The sequence below is a fragment of the Sphingomonas sp. Sph1(2015) genome (assembly GCF_001970915.1).
GTDB lineage: Bacteria > Pseudomonadota > Alphaproteobacteria > Sphingomonadales > Sphingomonadaceae > Sphingomonas > Sphingomonas parapaucimobilis.
In genome coordinates this window covers 1-26,969 of sequence record NZ_MQUI01000048.1, presented here as the reverse complement: position 1 = coordinate 26,969, position 26,969 = coordinate 1, and the positions used below count along the sequence as shown (strand labels likewise).

Below are 26,969 nucleotides of genomic sequence, written 5' to 3'. Positions count from 1 at the left end.
CAAGCCCAAGCCTGAAGAAGCATGACGTGAGACGGACCATCCCTCCCCTGAAGGGGAGGGATGGTCCGTCTCACGTCATGCTTCTTCAGGCTTGGGCTTGGGCTTGGGCTTGGGCTTGGGCTTGGGCTTGGGCTTGGGCTTGGGCTTGGGCTGGCCTGGGCTCGGGCACAGGCCCTACCCTCCGTTCGGCCTGAGCGCAGGCGAAGGCCACGCGGCGCCATCACCATGCCCCAACCGTGCCCAAAACGAAAAAGGGCGGCCTCCGAAGAGACCGCCCCATTTCATCATCGACCTGATCGAAAGGATCAGAAGTCGTTGCGATACTGCTCGTTGCCGATGAAGCCGAGCTTCGTCACCGCCGAACGCTTGATCACGGCCAGGGTCTCGTCGACCTTGGCGTACTTCGCGTCGGGGGCCGGCTGGAAGTGCAGTTCCGGTTCCGGGTTCATCGCGGCGCTCTGGTCCAGGAACTGGCGCAGCGTCACCTCGTCGACCGGGGCACCGTTCCAGGTGACCGTGCCGGCAGCGTCGATACCGATCTTGTTCTTGTCGGTGTTCACGACGGTCTGCGGCGTGTTCGAGTTGACCGGCAGGTCGACCTTCACCGCGTGAGTCTGGATCGGGATGGTGATGATGAACATGATGAGGAGCACGAGCATGACGTCGATCAACGGCGTCGTGTTCATGTCCATCATCGGCTCGCCATCATCGGATCCGGCGCTCATTGCCATGGCGTGCTAACTCCTATTCTGTCCGCCCGGCCGATCAGGCGCGGGGGTTGCCGCCGGGGGGCGGCTCGGAGATGAAGCCGACCCGGGCGAAACCGGCCTGCTGCATCGTGAAGATGGTGCCGCCGATGCACCGGTACGGCGTGTTCACGTCGCCACGGATATGCGCTTCGGGCAGCTGGTCGGGCGTGATGTTACCCACACCGCCCAGCCGTTCGACCTCGGCCTTCAGCTTTTCGACCGCGCGGGTGCGCAGTTCGTCCGAGCTGACCGGGGTCAGGTTCCAGTACACCTTGCACTGGCCATTCTCGCTGGTGACCGAGAGCGACACGTTTTCCGGCTTCGTCGTGGTCGGATCGAAGCGGACGTTCGGCAGCTTCAGCGGAACGGTCTGAATCACGACCGGAACCGCGATCAGGAAGATGATGAGGAGCACCAGCATGACGTCCACGAGGGGCGTCGTGTTGATCTCCGACATCGGTTTCTCGGCGGAGTCACCGCCAACGCTCATCGCCATGAGAGAGCTATCCTATCCATGCATTCTTGCGCCGCCCCGAAATGGGCAGCGGGGGGTGGCGGGGCGACGGTCCGAGGACCGCCGCTCCGCCCCCTTAAGCTCAGGCGCGGGTCTGAACGCCACCGGCCTGACCGGCGGTGGTGGTGCCAGCAGGCGCCTTGACGGCGGCCGGCTTGGCCGCACCGGCAACCGCCGGACGAACCGCACCGTTCGAGGCCAGGAAGCCCAGCACGTCGTTCGAGAACGACGACAGGTCTTCCGCGATGCCCTTGTTACGACGCTGCAGCCAGTTGAAGGCGAGCACCGCCGGAACGGCGACGACGAGACCCAGAGCGGTCATGATGAGCGCTTCACCGACCGGACCGGCGACGGCGTCGATCGAGGCCTGGCCCGACGAGCCGATCTTGATGAGCGCGCGGTAGATGCCGATAACCGTACCGAACAGACCGATGAACGGCGCGGTCGCACCGACGGTCGCCAGGAAGGCGAGACCGCCGCCCAGCTTCGAGTTGATCGCGGCTTCCGAACGCGCCAGCGAACCGTGCAGCCAGTCATGCGCTTCGACCGGATCGGTCAGCTTCGAGTGCTGGTCCTGCGCGGCCAGACCGTCGTCGACGATCTGCTTGTAGGCCGAGTTCTTCTCGAGCTTGGCCGAGCCCTCGCGCAGCGAGTTCGACGACCAGAAGCCCTGACGAACGCGCTTCGCCTGGTTGATGATCTTCTGCTGCTCGAACAGCTTCGAGAACAGGATGTAGAACGACACGATCGACATCAGGCAGAGGATGGTGAACACCGACTGCGAGATGAGGCCGCCTTCCTTGAGAGCCTGGCCGAGACCGTAGGGGTTTTCGGCACCGGCCGCGGCGCCGCCCGCGGCGAGGATGGTGGTGAGCATGGTTGGTTAGGTCCTCTGACTAAAGCGTTGAATTTTTAAGTTCGGCCTAGAAAGCCGTTATTCCTGCGGCAGCTGCCAGCGTACCGGAAGCGTGTAGGACGACGTGATCGCGTTGCCGTTCTGATCGAGCGCGGGCGAGAATCGCACACGCGCCTTCGCGATCCGGCAGGTCGTATCGTCGAGCGCGCGATTGTTGCTGCTCGTCGTCACGACGCAATCGGTGACGCGTCCGTCGGTACCGACCGTCAGCTTGGCGACCACGCGACCTTCCGCGCCTTCGCGCTGGGCCGAGGGCGGGTAAGCATCGGGACCAAAGAACTGGCCCGGATTGCCCTTCAGGCCAGCAGCCTTCGATACCGCAGGCGGGGCCGGCGGAGCAGGCGGCGACGGCGGCGCAGGCGGGGCCGGCGGCGCAGTGGGCTGGCTCAGCGGAATCACGGTCGTCGTCGCGATCGTCGGCGCCTGGGTCGGCACGTTGACGATCGGCGGCGGCTCTTGCACGTCGAACGTGTTGAGCTTCTCGGTCGCCTTCTTCACGTACTGGTAAGCCAGCCCCGTGACGAAGGCATAGCCCAGGGCAGCATGGATGAGCACGACGATAACGATCGCGACCACCTTGCCCCCGGACATCTTCTGGTCAGTATAGGCCATTCAGCAACGAAACTCCTCAGTCTGCCAGTTTCGCCTCGCCGTAGCGTGGGGACGTGGGAAACTCCTGCCATGCTCTTTCGGCATGCGGCAGAGCCTTGAACCCTATCGTGACGGCTGGCGCGGCGCAATCAGTTTGTCGGACGTAATAAACGTACAACCTGCGCATGACGAAATTATTTCTGTACCGTTAATCCGCAAAGGAGTAGCGCGAAGCTATGAATCCCCTGTCCCACGCCATTCGCGCTGGCGCTTTGACGCTGTCGATTCCCCTGTTCGCCGTCCCCCTGCCCGCCCAGATGGCGACCGCGCCATCGGCCCGGCCGGGTGATTCGATGGTAGCGCAAACAGGGATGGCCCAAACGGGACCGGGCTATGCCGACCTCGCCGATCTGGTCCTGTCGGCCCCGGTCATCGCCGATGTGACCATCCGGTCGGCCACCGCGATCAAGGGGGCCGAGGCCGTCGGGGTCGCCCCCGGCCATCAGCGTTTCTATATCGAGGCCGATGTCGGCACGCTGATCCGCGGCGCGGGCGGCCTGCCCGCACGGATCGGCTATCTGTTCGATGCCGCCACCGATGCTCGGGGCCGCGCGCCCAGGCTGAAGAAGATGCGGGTCCTGATCTATGCCCGCCGGGTGCCCAACGCCGCCGACCAGCTCCAGCTCGTCGCGCCCGATGCGCAGCTGCCCTGGACGCCCGATACCGAGCAGCGCAGCCGGACCATCGTCCGCGATGCCCTGTCCACCGACGCGCCGCCGGTCATCACCGGCGTCGGCAATGCCTTTTACGTGCCCGGCAGCCTGCCCGGCGAAGGTGAGACGCAGATTTTCCTGACGACCGCCAACAACCGCCCCGTCTCGCTATCCGTGCTGCGTCGCCCGGGCGAGGAGCGGCGCTATGCCGTGGCGTTGAGCGAGATCGTCGACGAATCCGCCGCGCCCCCGGCGCGCGACACGCTGCTCTGGTATCGGCTGGCCTGCGCGCTGCCGGAATCGCTGCCCGATCGCAGCACCGCCTCGCTGGGGCCGGAAAATGCCCAGGCCGCGCGCGAGGATTATCGGTTCGTGCTGCAAAAGCTCGGCCCGTGCGGGCGCGAGCGTCAAACGCCGACGGCCAGCGACTGACCGGTAACCGCGTGCGCGGCGGCGAGATAATCGACCGCCGCCGCAACCGCTTCCTCCGCCGCCCCCTCGGCCGGGATCACCGCGTTGATCCGCGCGCCCGGGGCCGCCGCGATGGCGAGCGGGGGGATCGCGGCCTCGAGCATCGCCTGGGACAGAGCGTCACGGCCGGGACGGATCACCAGCACCAGATCCTCGCCCGGATGCCCGGCGACGACGCCTGCAATATCCGCATCGGGCGCCAGGTCGACTCGCCGCGCCGTCATGCCTGTCAGCGCCGGTGGCGGACCAGCGTGATGCCGATCGCCTCGCCATCCTCGGCGATGGCCAGCTTCACGATCTTCACCTGCACGCGGCGGACCCGCTTGTCCTGCAGGAACAGCGTGTCGCAGATATGGTCGGCAACCCCCTCGATCAGCGTGAAATGCACGCCTTCGGGCAGATGGGTCGCGGCATGTTTCAGGTCGAGATAATTTTTGGATTCGGTCAGCGGGCTGTCGGGCGTGTAGCGCGCCGGACAGTCGAGATCGACGGTCAGCGAGATACGCAGCGGCTGCGGCAGATGGGTTTCCTCGGAGTAGATGCCGGTCAGCACCTGGACTTCGAGGTCGTGGACTTCGAGCTGGAGACGGTCTTCCATCCCTGCGCCTGTAGCAGAGAGCGCGCCGAAGGAAAGCTTGCATCCCCCCGCCGTCGCGCTAAGGGCGCGCGTCCCCTTCCCCGCCACCGGACTTCGCCCCCCCCTTGACCATGCCGCCCGTGATGACCGCCCTTGTCCCGCTCGACGCGGTCGCACCCGATGTGGTCGAGGCGCTGCTGGACCGCGCCTTTCCGCCCGGACGGCAGGCGCGCACCGCCTATAAGGTGCGCGGCAGCGTCCGGCCGATCGCCTCGCTGTGCTTCGCCGCCGTTGAGGAAGATCGGCTGATCGGGTCGATCCAGTGCTGGCCGGTCGCGCTGACCGACGACGACGCCCGCGTGCATCCGATGGTCATGGTCGGCCCGGTCGCGGTCGATCCCGAACGCCAGCAGGGCGGGATCGGGCGCGAATTGCTGCATCACATGCTGGGCGCTGCGGCGGCGCAAGGGCTGGACCGCGCGATGATGCTGATCGGCGACCCGGAATATTATGGCCGCTTCTTCGGCTTCTCCGCCGAACGGACCGCCGACTGGCGGCTGCCCGGCCCGGTCGAGCGGCACCGGCTGCTGGCGCGCGGGCCGGACGTACCGGCGCTTGCGGGTATGCTCGGCCCCGATCCAGGGCAGGCGTGAATCGCGCGGGTCTTTACCTGCCCGCCCCGCATCCCTAATTCGGGTCCATCATGCCGATGGCACCGCCCCCCGATCTGTCCGCGCTGAGTCTCGCCGAAATCGTCCAGGCGATGGAGGCGCAGAAGCTGCCCCCCGTCTCGCAATGGCACCCCAGCCATTGCGGCGACAGCGAAATGCGGATCGCGCGCGACGGCACCTGGTATCATCAGGGCAGCCCGATCACGAGGGCGGCCATGGTGCGCCTGTTCTCCACCATCTTGCGGCGGGAGCCCGATGGCCGTCACGTGCTGGTCACGCCGGTCGAAAAGCTGGACATCGCGGTCGAGGACGCGCCCTTCGTCGCCACTGCGCTGAAGGCCGAGGGACAGGGCGAAAATGGTCGGCTGGTGTTCCAGCTCAATACCGGCGATCTGGTCGCCGCGGGGCCGGACCATGGCCTGCGCTTCGTCGAGGGCGAGGACGGCCCCCGCCCCTATGTGCATGTCCGGGACGGGCTGGAGGCGCTGATCGCGCGGCCGGTCTATTATGAACTGGCCGAACGCGCGTTGGCGGGCGAGGGCGAAGCGCCCGGCGTGTGGAGCGACGGCGTCTTCTTTCCCCTGACGGCGTCGCCCGCCGCATGACGCTGGCCGAAAGGCTGGCAGCGGCGATGGCGCGGATACCGGCGACCGAGCTGCTGACCGGCGACGGTGTCGAACCGCACGAGTTCATGGCGACTCCCACGGCCGCCGCTGTGCTGGTCCCCGTGACCGACCGCGCCGCACCGGGCGTGCTGCTGACCCAGCGAACCGATACGCTGCGCAACCATGCCGGGCAGATCGCCTTTCCGGGCGGCCGCGCCGATCCCGGCGACACCGATCTGGTCGCGACCGCGCTGCGCGAGGCGGAGGAGGAGATCGGGCTTCCCCCCGCCACGGTCACGGTCGTCGGATCGGCCGATCGCTATCGCACCGTCACCGGGTTCGAGGTGACGCCGATCGTCGGCGTCATCCCGCCCGACCTCACCCTGACCCCCGCCGAGGCGGAAGTGGCGGACCTGTTCGAGGTGCCGTTGTCCTTCCTTCTGAATCCCGCCCATCACCACCGGGTCAGCGCGCCGTGGCGCGGGCGGACCCGCCATTTCTACGAGATATTATGGAACGACCGGCGCATCTGGGGCGCGACCGCGGCGATGATCGTCAACCTGTCACGGCGGCTGCAATGGGCGGCATGACGCCCGGCACGGCGCCCTGGGCCGAACGCCCCGAGCTGATCGCGCTGGCCGAGCGGCTGGAGGCGCGGTTCGTCGGCGGCGCGGTGCGCGACATGCTGCTGGGCCTGGCCGTCGCCGATATCGACCTGGCGACGCCGCTGTCGCCCGAAACGGTCATCGACCGGGTGCGCGACAGCGGGTTCAAGCCGGTGCCGACCGGCATCGCGCACGGCACGATCACCGCCGTCCTGCCCGATGGTCCGGTCGAGGTCACGACGCTGCGCCGCGACGTGTCGACCGATGGCCGCCATGCCGTGGTCGCCTTCACCGACGACTGGCGCGAGGACGCCGCGCGGCGCGACTTCACGATGAACGCACTCTATGCCGACCCTATGACCGGCGAATTGTTCGACTATTTCGGCGGACTGGATGACCTGAAGGCCGGACGCGTGCGCTTCATCGGCGATCCGTTGCAGCGGATTGCCGAGGATCATTTGCGCATCCTGCGCTTCTTCCGCTTCCATGCGCGCTTCGGCCATGCGGTCGACGAGGCCGGGCTGGCCGCCTGCGCCGCGCGCGCCAACGACCTGATGGCCCTGTCGCGCGAACGGATCGCGGCGGAGTTGCTGAAATTGCTGGTCGCCGCCCGCGCGGTCCCGGTGGTCGCCCTGATGGTCGAGCATGGCATCTTCCGCGCGGTCATCCCCGAGATCGATGCCGAGGGCGTGGAGCGGCTGACCCGGCTGGCCGAGCGCGAAGAGGCCGCGGGAATCGCACCCGACGCCATCCGGCGGCTCGCCGCCCTTTTGCCTGCGCACGCGGCGGAGAATGTCGGGGCGCGGCTGAAACTGTCCAACACCGATCGCAAGCGCCTGATCGCCGCGACCGCCGGGCCGGGCGAGGAAGGGCCGCGCGCGCTCGCCTATCGCGCGGGGCTGACGGGCGCGGTTGACCGACTGTTGCTGGCGGGCGAATCGATCGAGCGGATTCGCGACTGGACGCCCCCTGCCCTGCCGCTGACCGGCGGCGCGTTGGTCGAACGCGGGATCGGCAAGGGGCCGGAGGTGGCACGGCTGCTCCGCCGGATCGAGACGCAGTGGATTGCCGAAGGTTTTCCCGACGCCGAGCGCGTCGGCCGCATCGCCGATGAGGCGGTGGCTCAGGCCTGATCGGCGATCATCGCCCAGGCGGCATCGGGATCGAGCGGGCGGGCGTAATAATAGCCCTGTCCATGGGTACACCCCAAGGCGGCCAGCGTCTGCCCCAGCTCCACCGCCTCGATCCCCTCGGCGGTGGTCTTCATGCCCAGCGCCTGCGCCAGGCCCAGGATCGCGCGGACGATCGCGATCTTGTCGCGGTCGGCCAGCATGCCGGAGACGAAGCTGCGGTCGATCTTCAATATGTCGATCGGCAGTTTCTGCAGATAGGCGAGGCTGGAATAGCCGGTGCCGAAATCGTCCATCGCGATGGTGGGGCCGAGTTGTTTCAACGCGTTCATGATCGCGCTGACCCGGTCGGGATCGCCCACGATCGCGCTTTCGGTCAGTTCCAGGATCAGCCGCTCGCCCGCCACGCCCGCCCTGGCCAATGCCGACTCGATCAGCGCAGGGATATCGTCGCGCTGCAACTGGATCGCCGAGACGTTGACCGACATACGCACGCCGCAGTCCCCGCCCGCCCGTCGATCCCATTCCGCCAGCTGGAGCAGCGCCTGGTTCGCGGCCCAGCGGCCCAGCGGGACGATCAGCCCCGATTCCTCGGCCACGGGGATGAAATCGGATGGCGAATGATCGCGACCCTCGGCGTCGCGCCACCGCGCCAGCGCCTCGAACGCGATGGTGCGGCCGGTGCTCAGGTCGCAGATCGGCTGATAGGCAAGGTGCAGCTCTTCCCGTTCGATCGCGCGGCGCAACGCGGTCTCCATCGCGAACTGCGCGCGCGCGATGGTGAAGGCCTGGGGATGATAGACTTGGGTGCGCCCGGCCGCCTTGGCATGCTTGACCGCGAACTGGGCGTGTCGGATCAGTTCCTCGGCGTCGTCGTCCAGCCCTTCGTTGAAGGCGATGCCGACCGATGCCTCGACATTGACCTCATAGTCGGTCAGCCGGAACGGCGAGCGCAGTGCCCGGTCGATGCGTTCGGCAAGGATATGCGCCTCGTCCTCGCTGCCGTCGATCATCATGAGGATGCCGAACTCGTTGCCGCCGATCCGCCCGATCGAGTCGCGGGACCGCAGCGCCCCCTTGAGGCGGCGTGCCACCGTGATCAGCAATTCGTCGCCGACCAGCGAGCCCATACAGGCGTTCAACCGGCCGAATCGGTTGAGATCGATCACCAGCACCGCATGGCGTTGACCATTGGCGACCATCGCCTCGATCAGGTCGCCGAAACCCTGTCGATTGGGCAGCCCGGTCAGGCTGTCGGTCATCATTTCGCGACGCAGGCTGCGTTCGGTGTGGTGCTGCGCGGTATGATCGACCAGCATCAGCACACAGCCTTCGCCCTCCCCTTCGGCGGCATGGGTCAGGGTCGCCTGGAAATAGCGGCAGTCGATGACGTCGCCGACGGCCAGCGGAAACTCGATCGAGGTCTGGTCGGACGCCAGGAAACCGTCGATTCGCTTTGCCACCTCGGCCAGCAAGCCGGCCTGGGTCCGCGAGTCGTTCAACGCGGCGCGGCGATAGGCATCATTGCTGGCGGCCACGACCGGCGCGCCCTTCTCGATCAGGATTTCGGCCGCCGGAATCGCCATGATGCTGATCGCGCACGACGTCAGCGACCCGAAATTCCGGTTCGACGAGCGGTGCAGCGGATGAGCGATCATTGCCATCACTGATCCGCGTAACCCGCGAACGTTAAGAGCGCCTAAAATTCCAGGAAATTTACAGTTAACGTCATAGTATAGGGCCGCTCAGGGGCGTCGTCGGATCGGCATGATCCGCGACCGCCTCTACCTCCTCCCCCGCAGGGAAGGATTGGCCTGCGACTCAATCGAACCGATTGTCGCGCGGGAAGCCGGTCGGCGGCATCCGCCCCGCCGCACCACGTGCGGTGCGCCAGGCCGACAGGTCGGATTCGGTCCGAACCCGCCCGGTATCGCCGCCCATCGGCCAGCTCAGCCCGTCCTTGAAGACGAAGGTCGTCGCATCCGACAGCCCGCCGTCGCGATAGCGTTGCAGCTGGACGCCGGTGCCGCGCGACAGCTCGACGAACTCGGTCAGGGGGAAGACCAGCAACTTGCGGTTGTCGCCGATCGCCGCGACATAGTCATCCTCGGCCCCGACCGGACGCACGACCTTCAACAGGGACCCGGCGCGCGGAGTCAGCACGGTCTTTCCCTTTCGCGTCTCGGCGATGGTGTCGGCGGTCGGCACGATAAAGCCGCGCCCGTCCGATGCCGCGACCAGCAGCTTGGCCGCGCGGGCTGCGGGCAGGAAACCTGCGATGCCGATCGATCCGTCCAGATCGATCATCGCGCGCACCGGCTCGCCGAAACCGCGTCCGCCGGGCAGCTTGTCGGCCGCCAGCGTGAAGAACCGCCCGTTCGCCGCCGCCAGCAACAGCTTGTCGGTGGTCTGCGCGTGAAAGGCAAAGGCGGGGCCGTCGCCTTCCTTGAACTTGGCGGTGTCGGCCGAGGCGAGGTCGACATGACCCTTCATCGCGCGGATCCAGCCCCGCTGCGACAGGATGACGGTGATCGGCTCCCGCTCGATCATCGCTTCCAGCGGAATGTCGCGGGTCGGCGCGGCTTCCTCGATCAGCGTGCGACGCGCGCCCAGCGCGGTTTCGGGGCCATAGCGGTCGCGGATCTTGCCCAGATCCTTCTTCATCCGCGTCCGCTGGCGCTGTTCGGAGCCGAGCAGCAGCGTCAGCTGCTCACGCTCCTTGTCGAGCTTGTCGCGCTCGCCGCGAATCTCGAACTCCTCCAGCCGCCGCAGGCTGCGCAGACGCATGTTGAGGATCGCCTCGGCCTGACGGTCGGTCAGGCGGAATTCCGCGATCATCACCGCCTTGGGCTCATCCTCGGTGCGGATGATCTCGATCACCCGGTCGAGGTTGAGATAGGCGACCAGATAGCCGTCGAGCAGCTCGATCCGGTCGGCGATCTTGCCCAGACGGTGTTCGGAGCGGCGACGCAGCACCACGAACTGATGCTCGACCCAGGCGGCCAGTGCCTCGCGCAGGGACATGACGCGCGGGGTACGCTCCTTGTCCAGCACGTTGAGGTTCAGGCTGACCCGCGTCTCCAGGTCCGAGAAGCGGAACAGCCCGTCCATCAGCACCTGCGGATCGACGGTGCGGGCGCGCGGCTCGAGGACGATGCGGACCTGCGCATCCGATTCGTCGCGGACATCGGCCAGGATCGGCAGCTTCTTGTCGTTGATGAGCGTGGCGATCTGTTCGATCAGCTTGCCCTTGGCGACGCCGTAGGGAATCTCGCTGATGACGATCTGCCAGCCGCCACCCTTTTCGCGCTCGATCTCCCAGCGGGCGCGGACGCGGAAGCCGCCCCGGCCGGTGGTATAGCTTTCGCGCAATATGGCGGGCGCATCGACGACCATCCCGCCGGTCGGGAAGTCCGGTCCCTTGACCAGCGCCAGGATCGCATCGTCATCGGCGTCGGGCCGATCGACCAGCAGGATCGCGGCCTCCAGCAATTCGGCGGCATTGTGCGGCGGGATGCTGGTCGCCATGCCGACCGCGATGCCGCTCGCGCCGTTGGCCAGCAGGTTGGGGAAGAGGCCGGGGAACAGCTCCGGCTCCTGCTCCTCGCCATTATAGGTCGGGCGATAGGCGACGGCGTCCTCGTCCAGCCCGTCCATCAGGTCGATCGCGACCTGGGTCAGCCGCGCCTCGGTATAACGATAGGCGGCGGCGTTATCGCCGTCGATATTGCCGAAATTGCCCTGCCCGTCGACCAGCGGATAGCGCAGCGCGAAATCCTGCGCCAGGCGCACCATCGCGTCATAGACCGACTGGTCGCCATGCGGATGATATTTACCGATCACGTCACCGACGACGCGCGCGCACTTCTTGTAACCCGAAGCCGGATCGAGCTTCAGCAGCCGCATCGCCCAGAGCAGCCGCCGATGCACGGGCTTCAGGCCATCGCGCACATCGGGCAGCGAGCGCGCGGTGATCGTCGACAGTGCATAGACCAGATACCGCTCGGACAGCGCGCTGTCGAAGGGTGCGTCCAGAATGCCGACGGGAGGATTGTCGCGGAGATCGATCGCCATGGAAGCCCAGCTTCTAGCAAGCCCGTGGGGCCGGGGCAATCAGGGAGATCAAACCGGGAACGATCGACCCATGGTGGCAAAGCGCCGCTTGTCCTGTTCGTCGCTCAGCCAGCCCGACCGCGCACGCAACAGATCGCGCCGCGCCAGCAGGCCGACCAGCACGCCCTGCGCATCGACTACCGACAGGCGATTGACATCCTCCGCCAGCATCCGCTCCGCCGCACGGTCGACCGGCCATTCGGGCGACACCATGGGCAGCGCGGCGTCCGACACGACCTCACGCAACGTCGCCCCGATCTCGGGCGGGGCGTCGAACCAGCGTAGCGCATCGGCACGCGAGATCAGGCCGACCGGCCGCCCCTTGCCGTCCACCACCGGATAGGCGCGGTGGTCGGCATCGGCAAAGAAACGCGCCGCCTCGTTCACCGTCATCGTCGCGGGCAGGGTTGCAGGCGTCGGCGTCATGATCTGCGCGACCCGGACCAGGCTCAAGGGGTCGACGGCATATTCCTGGCTCAGATGGCGGCCGCGCCGCGCGATCTTCTCGGTCAGGATCGACCGGCGCAGCACCAGCACCGCAATGGCATAGGCCGCCACGCTCGCCGCCGCCGTCACCGGCAGCGCGTCAAACCGCCCGGTCAGCTCGACCGCGAAGATCGACGCGGTCAACGGCGCGCGCATCGACGCGCTCATCATCGCTGCCATCCCCGCCAGCGCATAGAGCGGCACCCCGCCCGGCAGCGCATGTCCCGCCAGTGCTCCCAACGCCCCGCCCAGCATCAGCAGCGGTGCGAGAATGCCGCCCGACGTGCCCGACCCCAAAGCGATCAGCCACACCACCGCCTTGACGATCAGCAGCAACAGGATCGCCTTCACCACCATCGAGCCGAGCAGCAGCGCCTGGATATTGTCATAGCCCGCACCCAGCACGCGCGGGTCGGTCATGCCGCCGATGCCGACCGCCACCGCGCCGATCGCGGGCCACCACATCCAATGGACCGGCAGGCCGTGAAACCCGTCCTCGATCCGATAGAGCGCCCAGGACAGGCCCGACGCGATCGCGCCGACGCCCAGGCCGAGCACCACCGCGCCGACCAGCGCCACCGCATCATAGGAGAGCGCCATGGGCAGCGGGAACATCGGCCCCGCGCCGATCAGCCAGGGCCGCCACGCGATCGCGGTCAGCGCGGCGACCGCGACCGGCACGAAGCTGCGCGGTTTCCACTCGAACAACAGCACCTCGACGCCCAGCAGCATCGCGGCAAAGGGCGTACCGAAGATCGCGGTCATCCCCGCCGCCGCACCCGCGACCAGCAACGTCTTGCGCTCCGACGCGCTCAGGTGAAAGCATTGCGCCAGCAGCGACCCGATCGCGCCGCCGGTCATGATGATCGGTCCCTCCGCGCCGAACGGCCCGCCCGACCCGATCGAGACGGCGGCGGACAAGGGCTTGAGCACCGCGACCTTGGGCGACAAGCGGCTCTGGCCGAACAGGATCGCCTCTATCGCCTCGGGGATGCCGTGGCCGCGAATCTTGTCCGACCCGAACCGTGCCATCAGGCCGATGATGAGGCTGCCGACCACCGGCACCGCCAGCGTCCGCCAGCCTTGCGCCGCCGGGCCGATCGCGACGGGCGCAAAGGAAAACTGGCCGTACCAGCCCATATTCGTCGCCAGCGCGATCAGCTTCAGCAGCACCCAGGCCGCCACCGCCCCGCCGGTACCGATGACCAACGCCGCCATCGCCAGCGCCAACATCCGCCGATCGGCACTGTGGTCGGCGAGTCGAACCATGGGAGCGGGCAGCGGCAGGGCGCGGGCAATCGTCATGGCGAAGCCAATATATCGCATTACGATATTTCTCAAGACGGATGATGTGTGGCATGGGCCAGCGCATGGACGATCCGATCAGCGACCGGGATTACCGCGCCCTTGCCGGGTTCCGCCGACAGCTCCGCACCTTCCTGTCGTTCAGCGAAGAGGCGGCGGCACAGGCGGGCATCACCGCGCAACAGCATCAGGCGCTGCTGGCCTTGCGCGCCGCGCCTGACCGCGCGCTGCTGATCGGGGAACTGGCCGAGCATCTGCGCCTGCGCCCGCACAGCGCCTCGGGCCTGGTCGACCGGCTGGAAAAGCTGGGGCTGGTCCAGCGCGACCGGGCGACGGATCGGCGACGCGTGCCGGTCACGCTGACCGATCGGGGCGCCGAGACGATCGCCACGCTCGCGCTCGCCCACCGCGCGGAGCTACGCCGGTTGCGGCCGTTGCTGGTCGAAATGCTGTCCGAACTCTGATCGAGCATGAATCCTCCCCTCGCAGGGGAGGCGGCAGGGCGAAGCCCTGACGGAGGGGTGTCACCCTATCGAGAGCGAGACACCCCTCCACCAGCTTCGCTGGTCCCCCTCCCCTTGCAGGGGAGGAATTTATTGGCCCAAAAACAAAAGCGGGCGCGATTCCCATCGCGCCCGCTTCATGTTCGGCGAAAGGACCTGGATCAGGCCTGGTTCGCCTGGGCCTGGGTCACATCCTGCTGGAAGTGATCGCCGGCCGCCACCGTGCAGTTCTGGAAGGCGACGGGGGTGAAGGTTTCGACCCCGGCGACATCCTCGTCGGTCTTCACCTTGCCATGCGGCCCACGGACCGGCTGGAAGGCGACGACCTCGGGGCGGAAGGTGGCGAGCACGTCGGCGGTATCGCGGCAGGCGACGGTACGCTCGGCATTACCGTTCTTCACCACCGCGATGGCCTCCATACCATTGGCGAGCGGGACACGCGCCTGCTCCCAGATTTGCGGCTGGTGCGCCATATGTACCGGCCGCGCCACGGCAGCACCCGCCGTCAGCATCAGGGCTCCACCAACAACACCGATCATCAGCTTGTTCATGACTACCTCCTTTGCAAGCATAGCCAAAACCCGTGATCTGCCCGATCGGTTTCCGTTACTTTCGACCTTACAATTCTTTAATCTGCCTTCCAAAAACTGTTCATCATGTATCGCGAATGACGCCGTCGTCATCATGGGCGATGCTGTCCGCCACGGCCTGCCCGCATGGCGTCCAACTCCATTGCGCCGCCGCGCCCCTTCCATTATAGGCGCGCCATCCCGCCTCGGGCCTCAGCATGGGGGCGCCGGGGCTGTACTCATTTCAGGGGACCGCCGCATGGCTCGCCGCCGCCAAATCTACGAAGGCAAGGCCAAGATCCTGTACGAAGGCCCTGAGCCTGGCACGCTGATCCAGTATTTCAAGGACGACGCCACCGCGTTCAATGCCCAGAAGAAGGGCACGATCAACGGCAAGGGCGTGCTGAACAACCGCATCTCCGAGCATGTCTTCACCATGCTCGACCATATCGGCGTGCCGACCCACTTCATCCGCCGCCTGAACATGCGCGAGCAGCTGATCCGCCAGGTCGAGATCGTGCCGATCGAGGTCGTGGTGCGCAACGTCGCGGCGGGCTCGCTGTCCAAGCGTCTCGGCATCGAAGAGGGCGTGAAGCTGCCCCGCACGATCATCGAATATTATTACAAGGACGATGCGCTGGGCGACCCGATGGTCACCGACGAGCATATCGCCTGCTTCGGCTGGGCGAGCCAGGAAGAGATGCACGACATCGCCGACCTGGCGATCCGCGTGAACGACTTCCTGTCGGGCATGTTCGCCGCGATCGGCATCCGCCTGGTCGACTTCAAGCTGGAATTCGGCCGCATCTGGGACAATGATTTCGGCCGGATCATCCTGGCCGACGAGATCAGCCCCGATGGCTGCCGCCTGTGGGACATGACCACCAACGAGAAGCTGGACAAGGACCGTTTCCGCCGTGATCTCGGCGGCGAAGTCGAGGCCTATCAGGAAGTGGCGCGCCGTCTGGGCCTGCTGCCCGAGGGGGGCGACACCGCCGTCCTCGATCTGGAAGAACACCGCAAGAGCCGGGGCAAGTAATGAAGCTGAAGATTTTCGTCACCCTGAAGCCCGGCGTGCTCGACCCGCAGGGCAAGGCGATCCACCATGCGCTGGAAAGCCTGGGCTTTGCAGGCGTCAATGACGTGCGCGCGGGCAAGCTGATCGAGCTGGAAGTCGCCGATGCGACGACCGACGCGCAGATCGACGACATGTGCCGCCAATTGCTCGCTAACACCGTGATCGAGAATTACCGGGTGGAGCGCGCCTGATGAAGACCGCCGTCATCGTCTTTCCGGGCTCGAACTGCGACCGCGACCTCGCCGTTGCGCTGGAGGCGGTAACGGGCGTCAAGCCGGCCATGGTCTGGCACGGCGACAGCGAACTGCCCGAAGGGCTGGGGCTGATCGGCGTGCCGGGCGGCTTTTCCTATGGCGATTACCTCCGCTGCGGCGCGATCGCGGCCCGCTCGCCGATCATGCGCGCGGTGGTGGATGCGGCGAACAAGGGCACGCCGGTGTTCGGCGTGTGCAACGGCTTCCAGGTGCTGGCCGAGACCGGTCTGCTGCCGGGCGCGCTGATGCGCAACCGCTCGCTCAACTTCGTGTGCCGCGACGTGAACCTGGAGGTCGCCAACACCGACAGCGCCTTCACCCGCCTTTACGAACAGGGTGAGACGATTCGTATTCCGGTCGCGCATCATGACGGCAATTACTTTGCCGATGCCGACACGCTCGACCGGCTGGAAGGCGAAGGCCGCGTGGCCTTCCGCTATGCCGAGGACGTCAACGGCTCGGCCCGCAACATCGCGGGCGTGCTGAACGAGAAGCGCAACGTGCTGGGCATGATGCCCCACCCCGAACGCCGCATCGAAGCCGCGCATGGCGGCGACCATGGCCGCCGGTTGTTCGAGGGCCTGCTGGAGATGGTCGGGGCATAACTGCCCTACCCTCCGTTCAGCCTGAGCGAAGTCGAAGCCCGTCCTGAGCGCCTGCCTTGGCAGGCAGTCGAAGGGGCCACGGGATGACTTATGGGGAGGCGAGGCAACTCGCCTCCCCCTTTTATTGGACTCACGCGAAGCCGCGAGGACGCGAAGAAGAAGGTGGGTTCGCGCGGAGGCGCGGAGGACGCAGAGGGGTCTCGCGTTTGGAGACGCCTTCCTGCCTCACTCAGGCTTATGAGAGAAGGTCATGCAGCTGACGCTACGCCTGCCTTCTCTGCGTCCTCCGCGCCTCCGCGCGAACAAATCCTCTTTAAAACTCTTCGCGTCATCGCGGCTTCGCGCGAATCAAAACCCCGCTCAAACCCGCGCCCGGAACGGCGTGAAGTCCGTCCCCTCATCGAACACATCCACCCCCTCGGTCCGCTTCAGAAAGCCGACGATCAGATAGGTCACCGGAGTCAGCAGCACTTCCCAGCCCACCTTCAGCGCCCATTGCGTGAACAGCACCACGACCACCAGATGCGGCGTCCAGCCGACCGCGCCCCAGAAGGCCAGTGGATAGAAGATCAGGCTGTCCACCCCCTGCCCCACCAGCGTCGAGCCGATGGTGCGCGACCACAGGTGCCGCCCGCCGGTCCAGACCTTCATCCGCGCCATCACATAGGCATTGGCGAACTCGCCTGCCCAGAAGGCGCAGACACTGGCCAGCACGATGCGCGGCACCTGACCGAAGATCACGTCATAGGCAGCCTGGTTGGTCCAGCTGGGCGCGGGGGGCAATGCCACGACCACATAGCTCATGAATGCCATGAACAGCACCGCCGCCGTCCCCGCCCAGATCACGCGCCGGGCTCGCGCATAACCATAGACCTCGGTCAGCACGTCGCCGATGACGTAACTGAGCGGAAAGAACAGGATACCCGCCCCGAACGGCCACTGCCCGACCAGCGGCAGGTCGATGACCGCCACCTTGCCCGCACCGATGACGTTGGACAGCAGCAGGATGGTGACGAACGCCGCCATGACGAAGTCAAACCAGCGGAACGCGCCATGTTCCATATCCCGGCTCGCCACCACCCGTTCCACGCCCATGCCGATCCCTTTCACCGTGAGGGGCGACATTTATCGCCATTCCCAACCCGCGCAAACCACGCTAGGAACGCGCCCATCCGCGCGTCCGTAGCTCAGTTGGATAGAGCAAGGAGCTTCTACCTCCTCGGTCGGGGGTTCGAATCCCTCCGGGCGCGCCAATCACCACACGGCATCGGCCTCACCAGCGCGTGCGCAGCGTCAGGCCATAGGTGCGCGGTTCCGCCAGATAGGACCCGAACAACGCGTTGGCGTTGGCATAGGTCGGCGCGCCGAAGCGCTGGACCTGCGACAGGCTGCCCGAGCCCTGGAAGGGCATGTTGAAGGCGACCTGCTGGTAGTTCGTGTTGAGGATATTCTGGCCCCAGAATTCCAGCGCCCAGCGCTGGTCCTTGCCGTGCAGGCCGATGCGCGCATTCATCAGGAAGAAGCCGTCCTGCTTCTTTTCGACGAACAGGTCGGAGCCGGTGTTATAGTCGCTGGTCATGCGGCCATCGACATAGAATAACGCCGTCAGCCCGGTCCCGGCGATGGGCGGCGTCCAGCTGGCCGAGGATGTCACGACATGGCGCGGCGCGTTCGACATCATGCTGCCGGGCAGCAGGAACAGCGCGTTGCTGAGCGGCTCGCCCGCGTCGCTGCCGACCAGGTTGCGGGCATAGTTGGTATGGGCATAGGTATAGCCCAGGTTGAAGGTGACGTCGCGCGTCGGGTACATACCGGCTTCCAGCTCGATCCCCTGCGTCACCACACCGGCCTTCACCTTGCCGGTGCAGCGGCCGGTCGTCGGGGAGTCGTCGCGATCGGCACCGCCCAGGTCGTTGCCGCACGCGCTGATATTCTGGACGATATAGCCGGTGCCGTTGAAGGTGTTCAGCTGGAAGTTCTTGAATTCCGAACGGAAGGCGGCGGCGTTCAGGGTGAAGGTACGCGAGGTGAACTTCACCCCCAGCTCATAGGCGTTCACCGTTTCGGGATCGAAGCGCAGATTGGTGACCGACGCCGCCGTCGGCGTCCCGAACACGTTCGGGGTGAGGTCCGACCGCTCCAGATTATAGCCGCCCGCCTTATAGCCGCGCGCATAGGAACCATAGACCAGCGTGCTGGCCACCGGCTTCCACGACACCACGGCGGTGCCGGTGAACTGCCCCTCGCGGATCGAATCGGACAGCGGCAGCCCGGTGAGCGCAGACGTCGAATTGCCGTTGCAGCTCAGCGTCAGGATGCCCCCGGCCAGATTGGCCAAGGTCGGATTGCCGCTCTGCAGGAAGGGCCGAAGCGCGGCCTGCTGCAGCGGGCAGGCGGTGTTGTTGTTCTCGAAATTCGCACGAAGCTTTTTGTGCTCGTTGGTATAGCGAAGGCCGCCCGTCAGGCTCAGCGTGTCGGTCACGCGGAAGATATTGTGCGTGAAGAAGGCATAGTTGGTGCTGGTCTGGTCATAGAGATCGCGGAGGCCGCCGACATTGTTGATCGTGCTCAACCGGTCGATCGTCCCGACCAGCGTCGGCCCCAGCGCGCCGGTCAGGACGGCACGCCCCGCCGCACTGAGGCAGCCCGGATTGGCGGGGTTCTGCAACGCCGCCGCCGGATTGATCGTCGCGACGACGCGGCAGGCGGCGAAGGCGCCATATTGCGAGCCGAAGGTCAGGTTGTCCGAGACCTGAAGGTCTTCATGCGCGAAATAGCCGCCGACCAGCCAGTCGAGCCGATTGTTCAGGATCGACCCGCTGAGCCGCGTTTCCTGGGTGAAGGTCTTGAACTGGCGATAGGCCAGGCCATTGTCCGGGCGATCGATGATGTCGACATTGCTATAGTCGACATCGCCCGCACCCCCCGCCTTATATTCGCGATAGGCGGAGATGGAGATCAGCTGGACCTTGCCGATGTCCCAGCCGACGCGCGCCGACACGCCATAATCCTCGGTCACATTGGAATAGGCGTGGCCCGGTGTCTGCGCGATCCGGCGGTTATAGGGATCGCCCGCGCTGGGCAGGACGCCGCCCAGGCTACGCAGGATATTGACGATGCGGTTCTGCGGATTGATCGCCGCATCCCCCGGCACGCCGGGCGTCGGATCCAGCTTCTCGCGGGTGTCGATATAGACCGCGCCGCAGCACTTCTCGTCACGGTGCGTATAATCGCCGATCAGGCGGACCGAAAAATCGTCCGTCGGCTTCCAGAACAGCTGCCCGCGCACGAACACGCGGTTGCGGTCGTTATAGTCGGTCTTGTTGACGACGTCGTACAGAAAGCCGTCGCGCTTGTTGTAGACGCCGTCGATCCGGAAGGCGAGCGTATCGCCGATCACCGGCCCGGTCACGCCGCCTGCGACGCGCACGGCATTGTAGTTGCCGTAGCTGACCTCGCCGTAACCGCCATATTTGAAGGCGGGATATTTGGTGTAGATACTGATCGCACCCGCCGAGGAATTGCGCCCCGACAGCGTACCCTGCGGGCCGCGCAGCACCTCGATACGCTCGACCTCGCCCAGATCGTTGAGGCCCGAGCCGGTGCGGCTGCGATAGACGCCGTCGATGAACACCGCGACCGAGCTTTCCAGGCCGGGATTGTCGCCCACCGTGCCGATGCCGCGAATCCGCGCCGTCGCGTTCGCCTCCGAGCCGGTCGAGCTGACCAGCAGCGAGGGTGCGAGCTGCGTCATCTGGCGGATATCGGTCGCGCCCGAATTCTGAAGCGCGACGGTGCCATAGGCGCTGACCGCGATCGGGACGCTCGACAACCGTTGCGAGCGGCGCGTGGCGGTGACGACGATATCGCCGTTATTGGGCGACTCGGCCCGGGGCTTCTTCTCGTCCGGCTTGTCCTTCGACGCGGGCGCCGGTGCCACCCCGCGCAAACCTTGCGCCGAAGCCGTTCCCGTCACCGCCAACGCCGCCGTCGATGCCAGCAGCAGACCCCAGAGTCGCATGACTTACCCCCTCCCGAACCTTATGTCGTTGATTGGAGGCATAGCTGAACAATCATACCAGCCGGTTAAGCCGGACGCCGGCGCAGGGACGTCCGACCATTCCGGCCGTTATCGGGGGGCACCCCGCCCTCTTCGCCCGGCCGCCGCGCACCGCGAAACCATCCGATGCCATGCCTGGTCCAGGCCGCATATTCGCCAGCCCGGCCGATGGCTGCTAACCTGTCGATATGTTGAAGAGTGAAATAAACCCGCGCGTCTTCTGGGGGGCCTCCGGCATCATCGCCCTGCTGCTGGTGACGACGCTCGCCATGCCGGGGACGGCCGATGCCGCGTTCAAGGCGGCGCAGGCCTGGGCGATCGACACGTTCGGCTGGTTCTATATCTCGGCGGTCGCGGTATTTCTGGTGGTGGTGCTGACACTGGGTTTCGGCCCGGCGGGCAAGCTGAAATTGGGGCCGGACGATGCCGAGCCGGACTTTCCCTATCTGTCGTGGCTGGCGATGCTGTTCGCGGCCGGGATGGGCATCGGGCTGATGTATTTCGCCGTCGCCGAACCGATCCAGCACTACATCTCACCGCCCGAAGCGCCGAGCGGCACGATCCTCGCCGCGCGCGAGGCGATGGCGATTACCTTCCATCATTATGGCGTCCATGCCTGGGCGATCTATGCGCTGGTCGGCATGAGCCTCGCTTATTTCACCTATCGCAAGGACATGCCGCTGACCCTGCGGTCGGGCCTGTCGCCGATCCTGGGCAAGCGGATCAACGGCCCGCTGGGCGACGCGATCGACATCTTCGCGGTGTGCGGGACGGTGTTCGGCGTCTCGACCTCGCTGGGGTTCGGCGTGTCGCAGATGACGGCGGGGCTGAATTACGAATATGGCATACCCGACACGCTGATGGTCAAGATCGTCGTCATCGTCGTGGTCATGGGCGCGGCCACCCTGTCCGTGCTGAGCGGCGCCGACCGGGGCGTGCGTCGCCTGTCGGAGTTGAACCTGACCGTCGCCGTGCTGCTGATGCTGTTCGTGCTGGCGGTCGGCCCGACCCTGTTCCTGCTGCGCGCACTGGTGCAGAATTTCGGCCTGTATCTCGACCATTTCGTGAAGCGGACCTTCACCCTCTATGCCTATGAACCGCGCGCCTGGATGGCGGACTGGACGCTGTTCTACTGGGCATGGTGGATCGCCTGGTCGCCGTTCGTCGGCATGTTCATCGCGCGCATCTCGCGCGGGCGGACGATCCGCGAATTCGTCATCGGCGTGCTGTTCGTGCCGACCGCCTTCACCTTCCTTTGGATGACCGTGTTCGGCAACACCGCGATCTCGCTGGACCTAGGCGGCGCGCATGGCGGGATCGCCGATGCGGTGCAGGCCAATTTGTCGACCGCGCTGTTCAAGTTCCTGGAATATCTGCCCGCCGCCAGCGTCACGTCGACGCTGGCGATCATTCTCGTCGCGATGTTCTTCGTGACCTCGGCCGATTCCGGCGCGCTGGTCATCGATACGCTGGCCTCGGGCGGCAGCGAGGAGACGCCGCGCTGGCAGCGTATGTACTGGTGCGTGCTGCTGGGTGCGACCGCGACGCTGTTGCTGGTCGCGGGCGGATTGGGGGCGTTGCAATCGGCGACCCTGCTCGCCGCCCTCCCCTTCTGCTTCATCATGCTGTTGCTGGCGGTCGGGCTGGTGCGCCAGACCAACGCCGATCTGGCAGGCGTGACGCTGCCCGGTGACGGCCCGGCGATCAGCGAGCGGATCAAGCGCCTGATCGTCCCCGCCCGCCGCGCCGATATCCTGGCCCAGCTCCGCGCACAGGGCGAACCGGCGTTGCAATCGGTCAAGGAGGCGCTGGAAGCCGAAGGCTGGACCGCCAGCCGGCTGGATAGCGGGGAGGACAAGGTCGAGCTGACCATCACCGCGCATGACGGCCGCCCGTTCGCCTATCGCCTGTCCCCCCGCTCGCGCCCGCTGCCTGCCTATACCGCGCTGGAGGCGCCCGAGCGTCGCCGGAGCCACGCCTGGATGATGGCCGCGCAAACCAATGGCGAGACGGGCTTTCGCGATCTGACCGGCTTTACCGTCGGTCAGATCGCGAATGACGTGCTGACCCAGCTGGAGCGCTGGCGGCTGGCCGAGGCCCATCGCAAGGACGGCTGACCCATCGGATCGAGGGGCCGGGCGACGTTCGGGGGGTGCCACGCGCCGGTCCCCGGCCTATGGCGGGCGCTGCACATAGAGGTTCGTATTTATAATGATTTGGTTGGAAGCCCTGTTTCTGGGGCTGTTGCAGGGTATCACGGAATTCCTGCCGGTATCGTCCAGCGCGCATCTGCGCATCGCGGGCACCCTGCTCCCCTCGGGCAGCGATCCCGGCGCGGCCTTCACCGCCATCACCCAGATCGGCACCGAAGCGGCGGTGCTGCTCTATTTCCGCAAGGATATCTGGCGCATCGCGATGGCCTGGCTGCGCGCGGTGATCCGCCGCCCCGCCACCCTGTCACCCGATGCGCGGATGGGCTGGCTGGTGATCCTGGGCACCCTGCCGATCGCGATCCTGGGTTTGCTGTTCAAACATCAGATCGAAGGGGGGCTGCGCGACCTGCGGATCACCGCGACGATGCTGATCGTCTTTGCGCTGGTGCTGGGCGCGGCCGACCGGATCGGGGCGAAGCGCAAGCCGCTGGAGCGGCTGGGCTGGCGCGACGGCCTGGTCCTGGGCTTTGCGCAGGCCATGGCCCTGATCCCCGGCGTGTCGCGCTCCGGCGGTACGATCAGCGCGGGGCTGCTGCTCGGTTACACGCGCGAGGCGGCGGCGCGCTACTCGTTCCTGCTGGCGATCCCGGCGGTGCTGGCGTCGGGCCTGTTCGAGCTGGCCGACAGCTGGGGGCGGTTCGGGACGTTCGGGCCGGGACCGACCTTGCTCGCCACAATGGTCGCCTTTGCCAGCGGCTATGGCGTGATCATCGTCTTCCTGCGGCTGGTGTCGACGCGCGACTATTGGCCCTTCGTGATCTATCGCATCGTGGCGGGCGCGGCGGTGTTTGCGATGCTCGCCTGGAACGTCATTCCGGCGCGGTAAGCGGATCCACCCAGTCGCGGCGCAGATGGGGCCCCGCCAACCCGACCAGCAGCGCCGCGACCGCATAAAGGCCAAGTCCACCCAGCATCGCAAAACGCAACGCGTCGCTGCCATGGAGTGGCGTCAGCGCGTCGGACAATGCCCCCAGCGCATAGATGCCGCCACCTAGCCCGATCAGGTTGTTGATCAGCAGGAACAGCGCCGCGGCCGTCGCCCGTTCGGGCGGCGCCACCAGATGCTGCACCGCCGACAGCACCGGCCCCAGCCAGGCATAGGACAGCGCCTGGGGCAGCAGGAACAGCGCAAAGGCGATGCGCACGTCCCCGCCATGGATGCCGCCCGCGAACAGCGGAATGCTGGCCAGATAGGCGATGGCGGGGACATAGCCGAACCACGCCCGGTCCCGCGCGCCCAGCCGGTCGGCCAGCCAGCCACCGCCCAGGATGCCGCCGACGCCCCCGATCAACAGCAGGCCCGCCAGGAAATGCGAGGTCGCGATCAGGTCCAGCCCGAAGCTGCGCCGCATCAGGCTGGGCAACCAGAAGGCCAGGCCATAGCCGATCATCGACCCGCTCGCCGCGCCGCAGGACAGCAGCCAGAAGGACGGCTTGCGCGCCAGCGTGCGGGCGACCGTCGCGAAGGCGGGTTGGCCCGCCCTCAGGGCAGCCCCGGGCCGGTCGCGAACGATCAGCCGGACCAGCGGCGCGACCAGAATCCCGGCCAACCCGACCACGATGAAGGCCGTGCGCCAGTCGATCCGTGCGGCGATATAGCCGCCCGCCAGCACCCCGGCCGCCGAGCCCAGCGGAATGCCCAGCGAATAGACGGAAAGCGCCAGCGCGCGACGGCGCGGCGGGAAATGGTCGCTGATGATCGCATGGGAGGGTGCGACGCCCCCCGCCTCGCCGATGCCGACGCCCAGCCGCGCGAGGAATATCTGCCCGAAGCCGGTCGCCAGCCCGCACAGCGCGGTAAAGCCGCTCCACAGCACCAGCGAGCCCGAGACGACCCAGCTCCGACTCGTCCGGTCGGCCAGCCACGCCAGCGGCACGCCCAGCGTCGAATAGAGGAGCGCAAAGGCGATCCCGCCGAGCAGCCCCAATTGCCGGTCGCTCAGCCTGAGCTCCTGCTGGATCGGCGCGGCGAGGATCGCGAGGATCTGCCGGTCGACAAAGTTGAAGATATAGACGACCAGCAGCATCGCCAGCACCAGCCGGGGGCGGGTGGATTGGGTCACCTGCGATTCCTCCCTTGCACTGGGGCCACGCGCAATATGGTGAAGGGATGTCCCGGTTCGTCAGGAAGGGTCCGCAGGCCCACAGCCGGTAGCCCAGCCATGTGCAATGAGGCCATTACGCTACCGATCGCACCATCCCGGCGAAGGCCGGGATCCAGTTGGGAGGGCGCCAGTAACCCCCCTCCATCGTTCGGCAACTGGACCCCGGCCTTCGCCGGGGTGGTGCCTGTTGGAAATGGAGGGCCGATCTTCGCGACGTTTAATCCCGATCCCTTGGCGGTGCCTCGCGGCACCCAATAACCAAGCCGCAGCCCCGCCCCGCGGGGCCGCGAGTCTTGGTTATTCCCACTCGATCGTGCCGGGCGGCTTGCTGGTATAGTCGTACACGACGCGGTTGATGCCCTTCACCTCGTTGATGATCCGGGTCGTCACGCGCGGCAGGAAGTCGCCGGGGAAGTCGAACGCCTGCGCCGTCATGCCGTCGACCGAGGTCACCGCGCGCAGCGCCAGCACCGAGTCGTAAGTGCGGCCATCGCCCATGACGCCGACCGAGCGTACCGGCAGCAGCACCGCAAAGGCCTGCCAGATGGCGTCGTACAGACCCGCCTTGCGAATCTCTTCGAGATAGATGGCGTCCGCCTTGCGCAGGATGTCGCAGCGCTCGCGCGTCACCTCGCCGGGGATACGGATGGCAAGGCCGGGTCCGGGGAACGGATGGCGGCCGACGAACACGTCCGGCAGGCCCAGTTCGCGACCCAGCACGCGGACCTCGTCCTTGAACAGCTCGCGCAAAGGCTCGACCAGCTTCATGTTCATGCGCTCAGGGAGACCACCGACATTGTGGTGGCTTTTGATCGTCACCGATGGGCCGCCGGTGAAGCTGACGCTCTCGATCACGTCCGGATAGAGCGTGCCCTGCGCGAGGAACTCGGCGCCGCCGATCTTCTTGGCCTCGGCCTCGAACACGTCGATGAAGGTCTTGCCAATGAACTTGCGCTTGGCTTCCGGATCGGTGACGCCCGCCAGGCCGTCCATGAACAGGTCCTGCGCATCCACATGGACCAGCGGGATGTTGTAGTGGCCGCGAAACAGGCTGACGACCTGCTCGGCCTCGCCCTGGCGCAGGATGCCGCCATCAACGAACACACAGGTCAGCTGGTCGCCGATCGCCTCATGGATCAGCAGCGCCGCCACCGACGAGTCGACCCCGCCCGACAGGCCGCAAATGACCTTGGCCGAGCCGACCTGCTCGCGGATCTCGGCGATCTTGGCGGCGCGGAATTCCGCCATGGTCCAGTCGCCCGAAAGCCCGGCGACATGGCGGACGAAATTGGCGATCAGCTTCGCGCCATCGGGGGTGTGAACGACCTCCGGGTGGAACTGCATCGCATAGATGCGGCGTTCCTCGTTCGCGATGATCGCATACGGCGCGCCGGGGCTGGTCGCGACGACGCGGAAGCCCGGCGCGAGAGCCGTGACCTTGTCGCCATGGCTCATCCACACCTGATGGCGCTCGCCGGTCGCCCAGAGGCCGTCGAACAGGGAGCATTCGCCCTCGACGGTGATGAACGCCTCGCCGAACTCGCCGCTGTCGCCCTTCTCGACCTTGCCGCCCAGCTGCTCGGTCAGCGCCTGCTGGCCATAGCAGATGCCCAGCATCGGCAGACCGCTGTCGAGGATCGCCTGCGGAATGCGCGGGGAATTCTCGTCGACGACCGAGGCGGGGCCACCCGACAGGATGACCGCAGCGGGGTTGATCCGCGCGAACGCCGCTTCGGCGGATTGGAAGGGAACGATCTCGCTATAGACCCCCGCCTCGCGCACGCGGCGCGCGATGAGCTGGGTGACCTGGCTGCCGAAATCGACGATGAGGATGCTGTCCGGGTGCTCCATGGCGGTCCGATAGCGATGTCTTTTGCGAAAAGCTACCGGGCGACGACGGTTTCCGGTGTGCTGGTTGGGACCTTGGGAAGTACCGAAAGCCCTCGGCTGCGCTGAACAGCATTACCGGGCGCACCCCTCCCCTTCAGGGGAGGGGTTGGGGTGGGGCATCGCCATGGGCGTTTCGCTTGCGGAAGCGCCCCACCCCCGGCCCCTCCCCTGAAGGGGAGGGGTGGGCAGAGTTGATCGTTTTCGACTCTAATCGATGCGGGGGCATCGTTTACCTGAAACTGGGAT

At 66.6% G+C, this 26,969-nt stretch carries 25 protein-coding genes and 1 tRNA gene; 12 read left to right on the top strand and 14 right to left on the bottom strand.

Annotated elements, in window-relative coordinates:
- Positions 1 to 305: 305 nt before the first annotated feature.
- The 4 genes from BSZ14_RS15735 to BSZ14_RS15720 form a co-directional block, all read right to left on the bottom strand.
- Positions 306 to 731 carry an ExbD/TolR family protein gene (locus tag BSZ14_RS15735; RefSeq protein WP_042486322.1) on the bottom strand — a complete coding sequence of 142 codons (426 nt, stop codon included), beginning with the start codon at positions 729 to 731 and terminating at the stop codon, positions 306 to 308.
- Positions 732 to 765: 34 nt separating this feature from the next.
- Positions 766 to 1,245: an ExbD/TolR family protein gene (locus BSZ14_RS15730; RefSeq protein WP_042486325.1), complete on the bottom strand. Its 480-nt coding sequence runs from the start codon at positions 1,243 to 1,245 to the stop codon at positions 766 to 768.
- Between the two features lie 100 nt (positions 1,246 to 1,345).
- Complete coding sequence (locus tag BSZ14_RS15725; RefSeq protein WP_042486328.1) at positions 1,346 to 2,140, bottom strand: MotA/TolQ/ExbB proton channel family protein; 795 nt, start codon at positions 2,138 to 2,140, stop codon at positions 1,346 to 1,348.
- A 57-nt stretch (positions 2,141 to 2,197) separates the two neighbouring features.
- A complete protein-coding gene (locus BSZ14_RS15720) occupies positions 2,198 to 2,791 on the bottom strand; it encodes an energy transducer TonB (protein WP_076711637.1) in 594 nt (197 codons plus the stop codon).
- A gap of 215 nt (positions 2,792 to 3,006) precedes the next feature.
- Between BSZ14_RS15720 and BSZ14_RS15715 the strand changes: the two genes are divergently transcribed.
- Positions 3,007 to 3,915: a hypothetical protein gene (locus tag BSZ14_RS15715; protein WP_198930537.1), complete on the top strand. Its 909-nt coding sequence runs from the start codon at positions 3,007 to 3,009 to the stop codon at positions 3,913 to 3,915.
- Here BSZ14_RS15715 and BSZ14_RS15710 read toward each other — a convergent pair.
- A complete protein-coding gene (locus BSZ14_RS15710) occupies positions 3,891 to 4,178 on the bottom strand; it encodes a Rossmann fold domain-containing protein (RefSeq protein WP_076711636.1) in 288 nt (95 codons plus the stop codon). The genes BSZ14_RS15715 and BSZ14_RS15710 overlap by 25 nt on opposite strands.
- A gap of 5 nt (positions 4,179 to 4,183) precedes the next feature.
- Positions 4,184 to 4,552: a dihydroneopterin aldolase gene (locus BSZ14_RS15705; RefSeq protein WP_076711635.1), complete on the bottom strand. Its 369-nt coding sequence runs from the start codon at positions 4,550 to 4,552 to the stop codon at positions 4,184 to 4,186.
- A 122-nt stretch (positions 4,553 to 4,674) separates the two neighbouring features.
- Here BSZ14_RS15705 and BSZ14_RS15700 point away from each other — a divergent pair, with 122 nt between their 5' ends.
- The 4 genes from BSZ14_RS15700 to BSZ14_RS15685 are packed head-to-tail and all read left to right on the top strand — an operon-like array spanning position 4,675 to position 7,545.
- A complete protein-coding gene (locus BSZ14_RS15700) occupies positions 4,675 to 5,184 on the top strand; it encodes a GNAT family N-acetyltransferase (RefSeq protein ID WP_076711641.1) in 510 nt (169 codons plus the stop codon).
- A gap of 50 nt (positions 5,185 to 5,234) precedes the next feature.
- Positions 5,235 to 5,807 carry a DUF1285 domain-containing protein gene (locus tag BSZ14_RS15695; RefSeq protein WP_076711634.1) on the top strand — a complete coding sequence of 191 codons (573 nt, stop codon included), beginning with the start codon at positions 5,235 to 5,237 and terminating at the stop codon, positions 5,805 to 5,807.
- The gene (locus BSZ14_RS15690; RefSeq protein WP_076711633.1) at positions 5,804 to 6,397 is read left to right on the top strand and encodes a CoA pyrophosphatase; all 594 of its coding nucleotides are present in this window, start codon (positions 5,804 to 5,806) and stop codon (positions 6,395 to 6,397) included. Before BSZ14_RS15695 ends, BSZ14_RS15690 begins: the two co-directional genes overlap by 4 nt.
- Positions 6,385 to 7,545, top strand: coding sequence for a CCA tRNA nucleotidyltransferase (locus tag BSZ14_RS15685; protein ID WP_076711632.1), 1,161 nt, complete (start codon positions 6,385 to 6,387; stop codon positions 7,543 to 7,545). Before BSZ14_RS15690 ends, BSZ14_RS15685 begins: the two co-directional genes overlap by 13 nt.
- Here the strand turns inward: BSZ14_RS15685 and BSZ14_RS15680 are convergent.
- The 3 genes from BSZ14_RS15680 to BSZ14_RS15670 all read right to left on the bottom strand — a co-directional run bounded on the left by BSZ14_RS15680 (position 7,536) and on the right by BSZ14_RS15670 (position 13,446).
- A complete protein-coding gene (locus BSZ14_RS15680; RefSeq protein ID WP_076711640.1) occupies positions 7,536 to 9,128 on the bottom strand; it encodes a putative bifunctional diguanylate cyclase/phosphodiesterase in 1,593 nt (530 codons plus the stop codon). The genes BSZ14_RS15685 and BSZ14_RS15680 overlap by 10 nt on opposite strands.
- A 235-nt stretch (positions 9,129 to 9,363) precedes the next feature.
- Positions 9,364 to 11,616 carry a DNA topoisomerase IV subunit A gene (gene parC, locus BSZ14_RS15675; protein ID WP_042486350.1) on the bottom strand — a complete coding sequence of 751 codons (2,253 nt, stop codon included), beginning with the start codon at positions 11,614 to 11,616 and terminating at the stop codon, positions 9,364 to 9,366.
- Between the two features lie 48 nt (positions 11,617 to 11,664).
- Positions 11,665 to 13,446 (bottom strand): chloride channel protein, encoded by a 1,782-nt coding sequence (locus BSZ14_RS15670; RefSeq protein ID WP_241823787.1) that lies wholly within the window; start codon positions 13,444 to 13,446, stop codon positions 11,665 to 11,667.
- Between the two features lie 53 nt (positions 13,447 to 13,499).
- On the opposite strand from BSZ14_RS15670, the gene BSZ14_RS15665 reads away from it, so the two are divergent.
- A complete protein-coding gene (locus tag BSZ14_RS15665; RefSeq protein ID WP_241823786.1) occupies positions 13,500 to 13,910 on the top strand; it encodes a MarR family winged helix-turn-helix transcriptional regulator in 411 nt (136 codons plus the stop codon).
- Positions 13,911 to 14,110: 200 nt separating this feature from the next.
- Here BSZ14_RS15665 and BSZ14_RS15660 read toward each other — a convergent pair whose 3' ends face one another.
- The gene (locus BSZ14_RS15660) at positions 14,111 to 14,500 is read right to left on the bottom strand and encodes a hypothetical protein (protein WP_042486355.1); all 390 of its coding nucleotides are present in this window, start codon (positions 14,498 to 14,500) and stop codon (positions 14,111 to 14,113) included.
- Between the two features lie 277 nt (positions 14,501 to 14,777).
- Between BSZ14_RS15660 and purC the strand changes: the two genes are divergently transcribed.
- The 3 genes from purC to purQ are packed head-to-tail and all read left to right on the top strand — an operon-like array spanning position 14,778 to position 16,455.
- The gene (gene purC / locus BSZ14_RS15655; protein WP_007405170.1) at positions 14,778 to 15,557 is read left to right on the top strand and encodes a phosphoribosylaminoimidazolesuccinocarboxamide synthase; all 780 of its coding nucleotides are present in this window, start codon (positions 14,778 to 14,780) and stop codon (positions 15,555 to 15,557) included.
- A complete protein-coding gene (gene purS, locus BSZ14_RS15650; RefSeq protein ID WP_076711630.1) occupies positions 15,557 to 15,787 on the top strand; it encodes a phosphoribosylformylglycinamidine synthase subunit PurS in 231 nt (76 codons plus the stop codon). Before purC ends, purS begins: the two co-directional genes overlap by 1 nt.
- Positions 15,787 to 16,455 carry a phosphoribosylformylglycinamidine synthase subunit PurQ gene (purQ, locus tag BSZ14_RS15645; RefSeq protein ID WP_042486359.1) on the top strand — a complete coding sequence of 223 codons (669 nt, stop codon included), beginning with the start codon at positions 15,787 to 15,789 and terminating at the stop codon, positions 16,453 to 16,455. Before purS ends, purQ begins: the two co-directional genes overlap by 1 nt.
- 360 nt (positions 16,456 to 16,815) lie before the next feature.
- Here purQ and BSZ14_RS15640 read toward each other — a convergent pair whose 3' ends face one another.
- Positions 16,816 to 17,550, bottom strand: a complete 735-nt coding sequence (locus BSZ14_RS15640) for a queuosine precursor transporter (protein ID WP_076711639.1) — start codon at positions 17,548 to 17,550, stop codon at positions 16,816 to 16,818.
- 81 nt (positions 17,551 to 17,631) lie between these two features.
- Here BSZ14_RS15640 and BSZ14_RS15635 point away from each other — a divergent pair.
- Positions 17,632 to 17,708 (top strand) — tRNA-Arg (locus BSZ14_RS15635).
- A gap of 20 nt (positions 17,709 to 17,728) precedes the next feature.
- Here BSZ14_RS15635 and BSZ14_RS15630 read toward each other — a convergent pair.
- Positions 17,729 to 20,476 (bottom strand): TonB-dependent receptor, encoded by a 2,748-nt coding sequence (locus BSZ14_RS15630; RefSeq protein ID WP_076711629.1) that lies wholly within the window; start codon positions 20,474 to 20,476, stop codon positions 17,729 to 17,731.
- Positions 20,477 to 20,703: 227 nt separating this feature from the next.
- On the opposite strand from BSZ14_RS15630, the gene BSZ14_RS15625 reads away from it, so the two are divergent.
- Together BSZ14_RS15625 and BSZ14_RS15620 are read left to right on the top strand one after the other, a co-directional pair.
- Entirely contained in the window at positions 20,704 to 22,632 is a 1,929-nt protein-coding gene (locus BSZ14_RS15625) for a BCCT family transporter (protein WP_076711628.1), read from the top strand.
- Between the two features lie 94 nt (positions 22,633 to 22,726).
- A complete protein-coding gene (locus tag BSZ14_RS15620; RefSeq protein ID WP_076711627.1) occupies positions 22,727 to 23,554 on the top strand; it encodes an undecaprenyl-diphosphate phosphatase in 828 nt (275 codons plus the stop codon).
- Here BSZ14_RS15620 and BSZ14_RS15615 read toward each other — a convergent pair.
- Together BSZ14_RS15615 and guaA are read right to left on the bottom strand one after the other, a co-directional pair.
- Positions 23,538 to 24,755 carry a spinster family MFS transporter gene (locus BSZ14_RS15615; RefSeq protein WP_076711638.1) on the bottom strand — a complete coding sequence of 406 codons (1,218 nt, stop codon included), beginning with the start codon at positions 24,753 to 24,755 and terminating at the stop codon, positions 23,538 to 23,540. The two genes, BSZ14_RS15620 and BSZ14_RS15615, sit on opposite strands and share 17 nt — an antisense overlap.
- 375 nt (positions 24,756 to 25,130) lie before the next feature.
- The gene (gene guaA / locus BSZ14_RS15610; RefSeq protein WP_042486367.1) at positions 25,131 to 26,684 is read right to left on the bottom strand and encodes a glutamine-hydrolyzing GMP synthase; all 1,554 of its coding nucleotides are present in this window, start codon (positions 26,682 to 26,684) and stop codon (positions 25,131 to 25,133) included.
- Between the last annotated feature and the right edge of the window lie 285 nt (positions 26,685 to 26,969).

Coding starts and splice junctions, on each gene's coding strand:
- BSZ14_RS15715 (WP_198930537.1), top strand. CDS start 3,007: ATGAATCCCCTGTCCCACGCCATTCGCGCTGGCGCTTTGACGCTGTCG.
- BSZ14_RS15670 (WP_241823787.1), bottom strand. CDS start 13,446: ATGACGATTGCCCGCGCCCTGCCGCTGCCCGCTCCCATGGTTCGACTC.
- BSZ14_RS15720 (WP_076711637.1), bottom strand. CDS start 2,791: ATGGCCTATACTGACCAGAAGATGTCCGGGGGCAAGGTGGTCGCGATC.
- BSZ14_RS15700 (WP_076711641.1), top strand. CDS start 4,675: ATGACCGCCCTTGTCCCGCTCGACGCGGTCGCACCCGATGTGGTCGAG.
- purS (WP_076711630.1), top strand. CDS start 15,557: ATGAAGCTGAAGATTTTCGTCACCCTGAAGCCCGGCGTGCTCGACCCG.
- BSZ14_RS15685 (WP_076711632.1), top strand. CDS start 6,385: ATGGGCGGCATGACGCCCGGCACGGCGCCCTGGGCCGAACGCCCCGAG.
- BSZ14_RS15660 (WP_042486355.1), bottom strand. CDS start 14,500: ATGAACAAGCTGATGATCGGTGTTGTTGGTGGAGCCCTGATGCTGACG.
- parC (WP_042486350.1), bottom strand. CDS start 11,616: ATGGCGATCGATCTCCGCGACAATCCTCCCGTCGGCATTCTGGACGCA.
- BSZ14_RS15665 (WP_241823786.1), top strand. CDS start 13,500: ATGGGCCAGCGCATGGACGATCCGATCAGCGACCGGGATTACCGCGCC.
- BSZ14_RS15710 (WP_076711636.1), bottom strand. CDS start 4,178: ATGACGGCGCGGCGAGTCGACCTGGCGCCCGATGCGGATATTGCAGGC.
- BSZ14_RS15680 (WP_076711640.1), bottom strand. CDS start 9,128: ATGGCGATTCCGGCGGCCGAAATCCTGATCGAGAAGGGCGCGCCGGTC.
- BSZ14_RS15735 (WP_042486322.1), bottom strand. CDS start 731: ATGGCAATGAGCGCCGGATCCGATGATGGCGAGCCGATGATGGACATG.
- purC (WP_007405170.1), top strand. CDS start 14,778: ATGGCTCGCCGCCGCCAAATCTACGAAGGCAAGGCCAAGATCCTGTAC.
- BSZ14_RS15640 (WP_076711639.1), bottom strand. CDS start 17,550: ATGGGCGTGGAACGGGTGGTGGCGAGCCGGGATATGGAACATGGCGCG.
- BSZ14_RS15705 (WP_076711635.1), bottom strand. CDS start 4,552: ATGGAAGACCGTCTCCAGCTCGAAGTCCACGACCTCGAAGTCCAGGTG.
- BSZ14_RS15690 (WP_076711633.1), top strand. CDS start 5,804: ATGACGCTGGCCGAAAGGCTGGCAGCGGCGATGGCGCGGATACCGGCG.
- BSZ14_RS15730 (WP_042486325.1), bottom strand. CDS start 1,245: ATGGCGATGAGCGTTGGCGGTGACTCCGCCGAGAAACCGATGTCGGAG.
- BSZ14_RS15615 (WP_076711638.1), bottom strand. CDS start 24,755: ATGCTGCTGGTCGTCTATATCTTCAACTTTGTCGACCGGCAGATCCTC.
- BSZ14_RS15620 (WP_076711627.1), top strand. CDS start 22,727: ATGATTTGGTTGGAAGCCCTGTTTCTGGGGCTGTTGCAGGGTATCACG.
- purQ (WP_042486359.1), top strand. CDS start 15,787: ATGAAGACCGCCGTCATCGTCTTTCCGGGCTCGAACTGCGACCGCGAC.
- BSZ14_RS15725 (WP_042486328.1), bottom strand. CDS start 2,140: ATGCTCACCACCATCCTCGCCGCGGGCGGCGCCGCGGCCGGTGCCGAA.
- BSZ14_RS15630 (WP_076711629.1), bottom strand. CDS start 20,476: ATGCGACTCTGGGGTCTGCTGCTGGCATCGACGGCGGCGTTGGCGGTG.
- guaA (WP_042486367.1), bottom strand. CDS start 26,684: ATGGAGCACCCGGACAGCATCCTCATCGTCGATTTCGGCAGCCAGGTC.
- BSZ14_RS15695 (WP_076711634.1), top strand. CDS start 5,235: ATGCCGATGGCACCGCCCCCCGATCTGTCCGCGCTGAGTCTCGCCGAA.
- BSZ14_RS15625 (WP_076711628.1), top strand. CDS start 20,704: ATGTTGAAGAGTGAAATAAACCCGCGCGTCTTCTGGGGGGCCTCCGGC.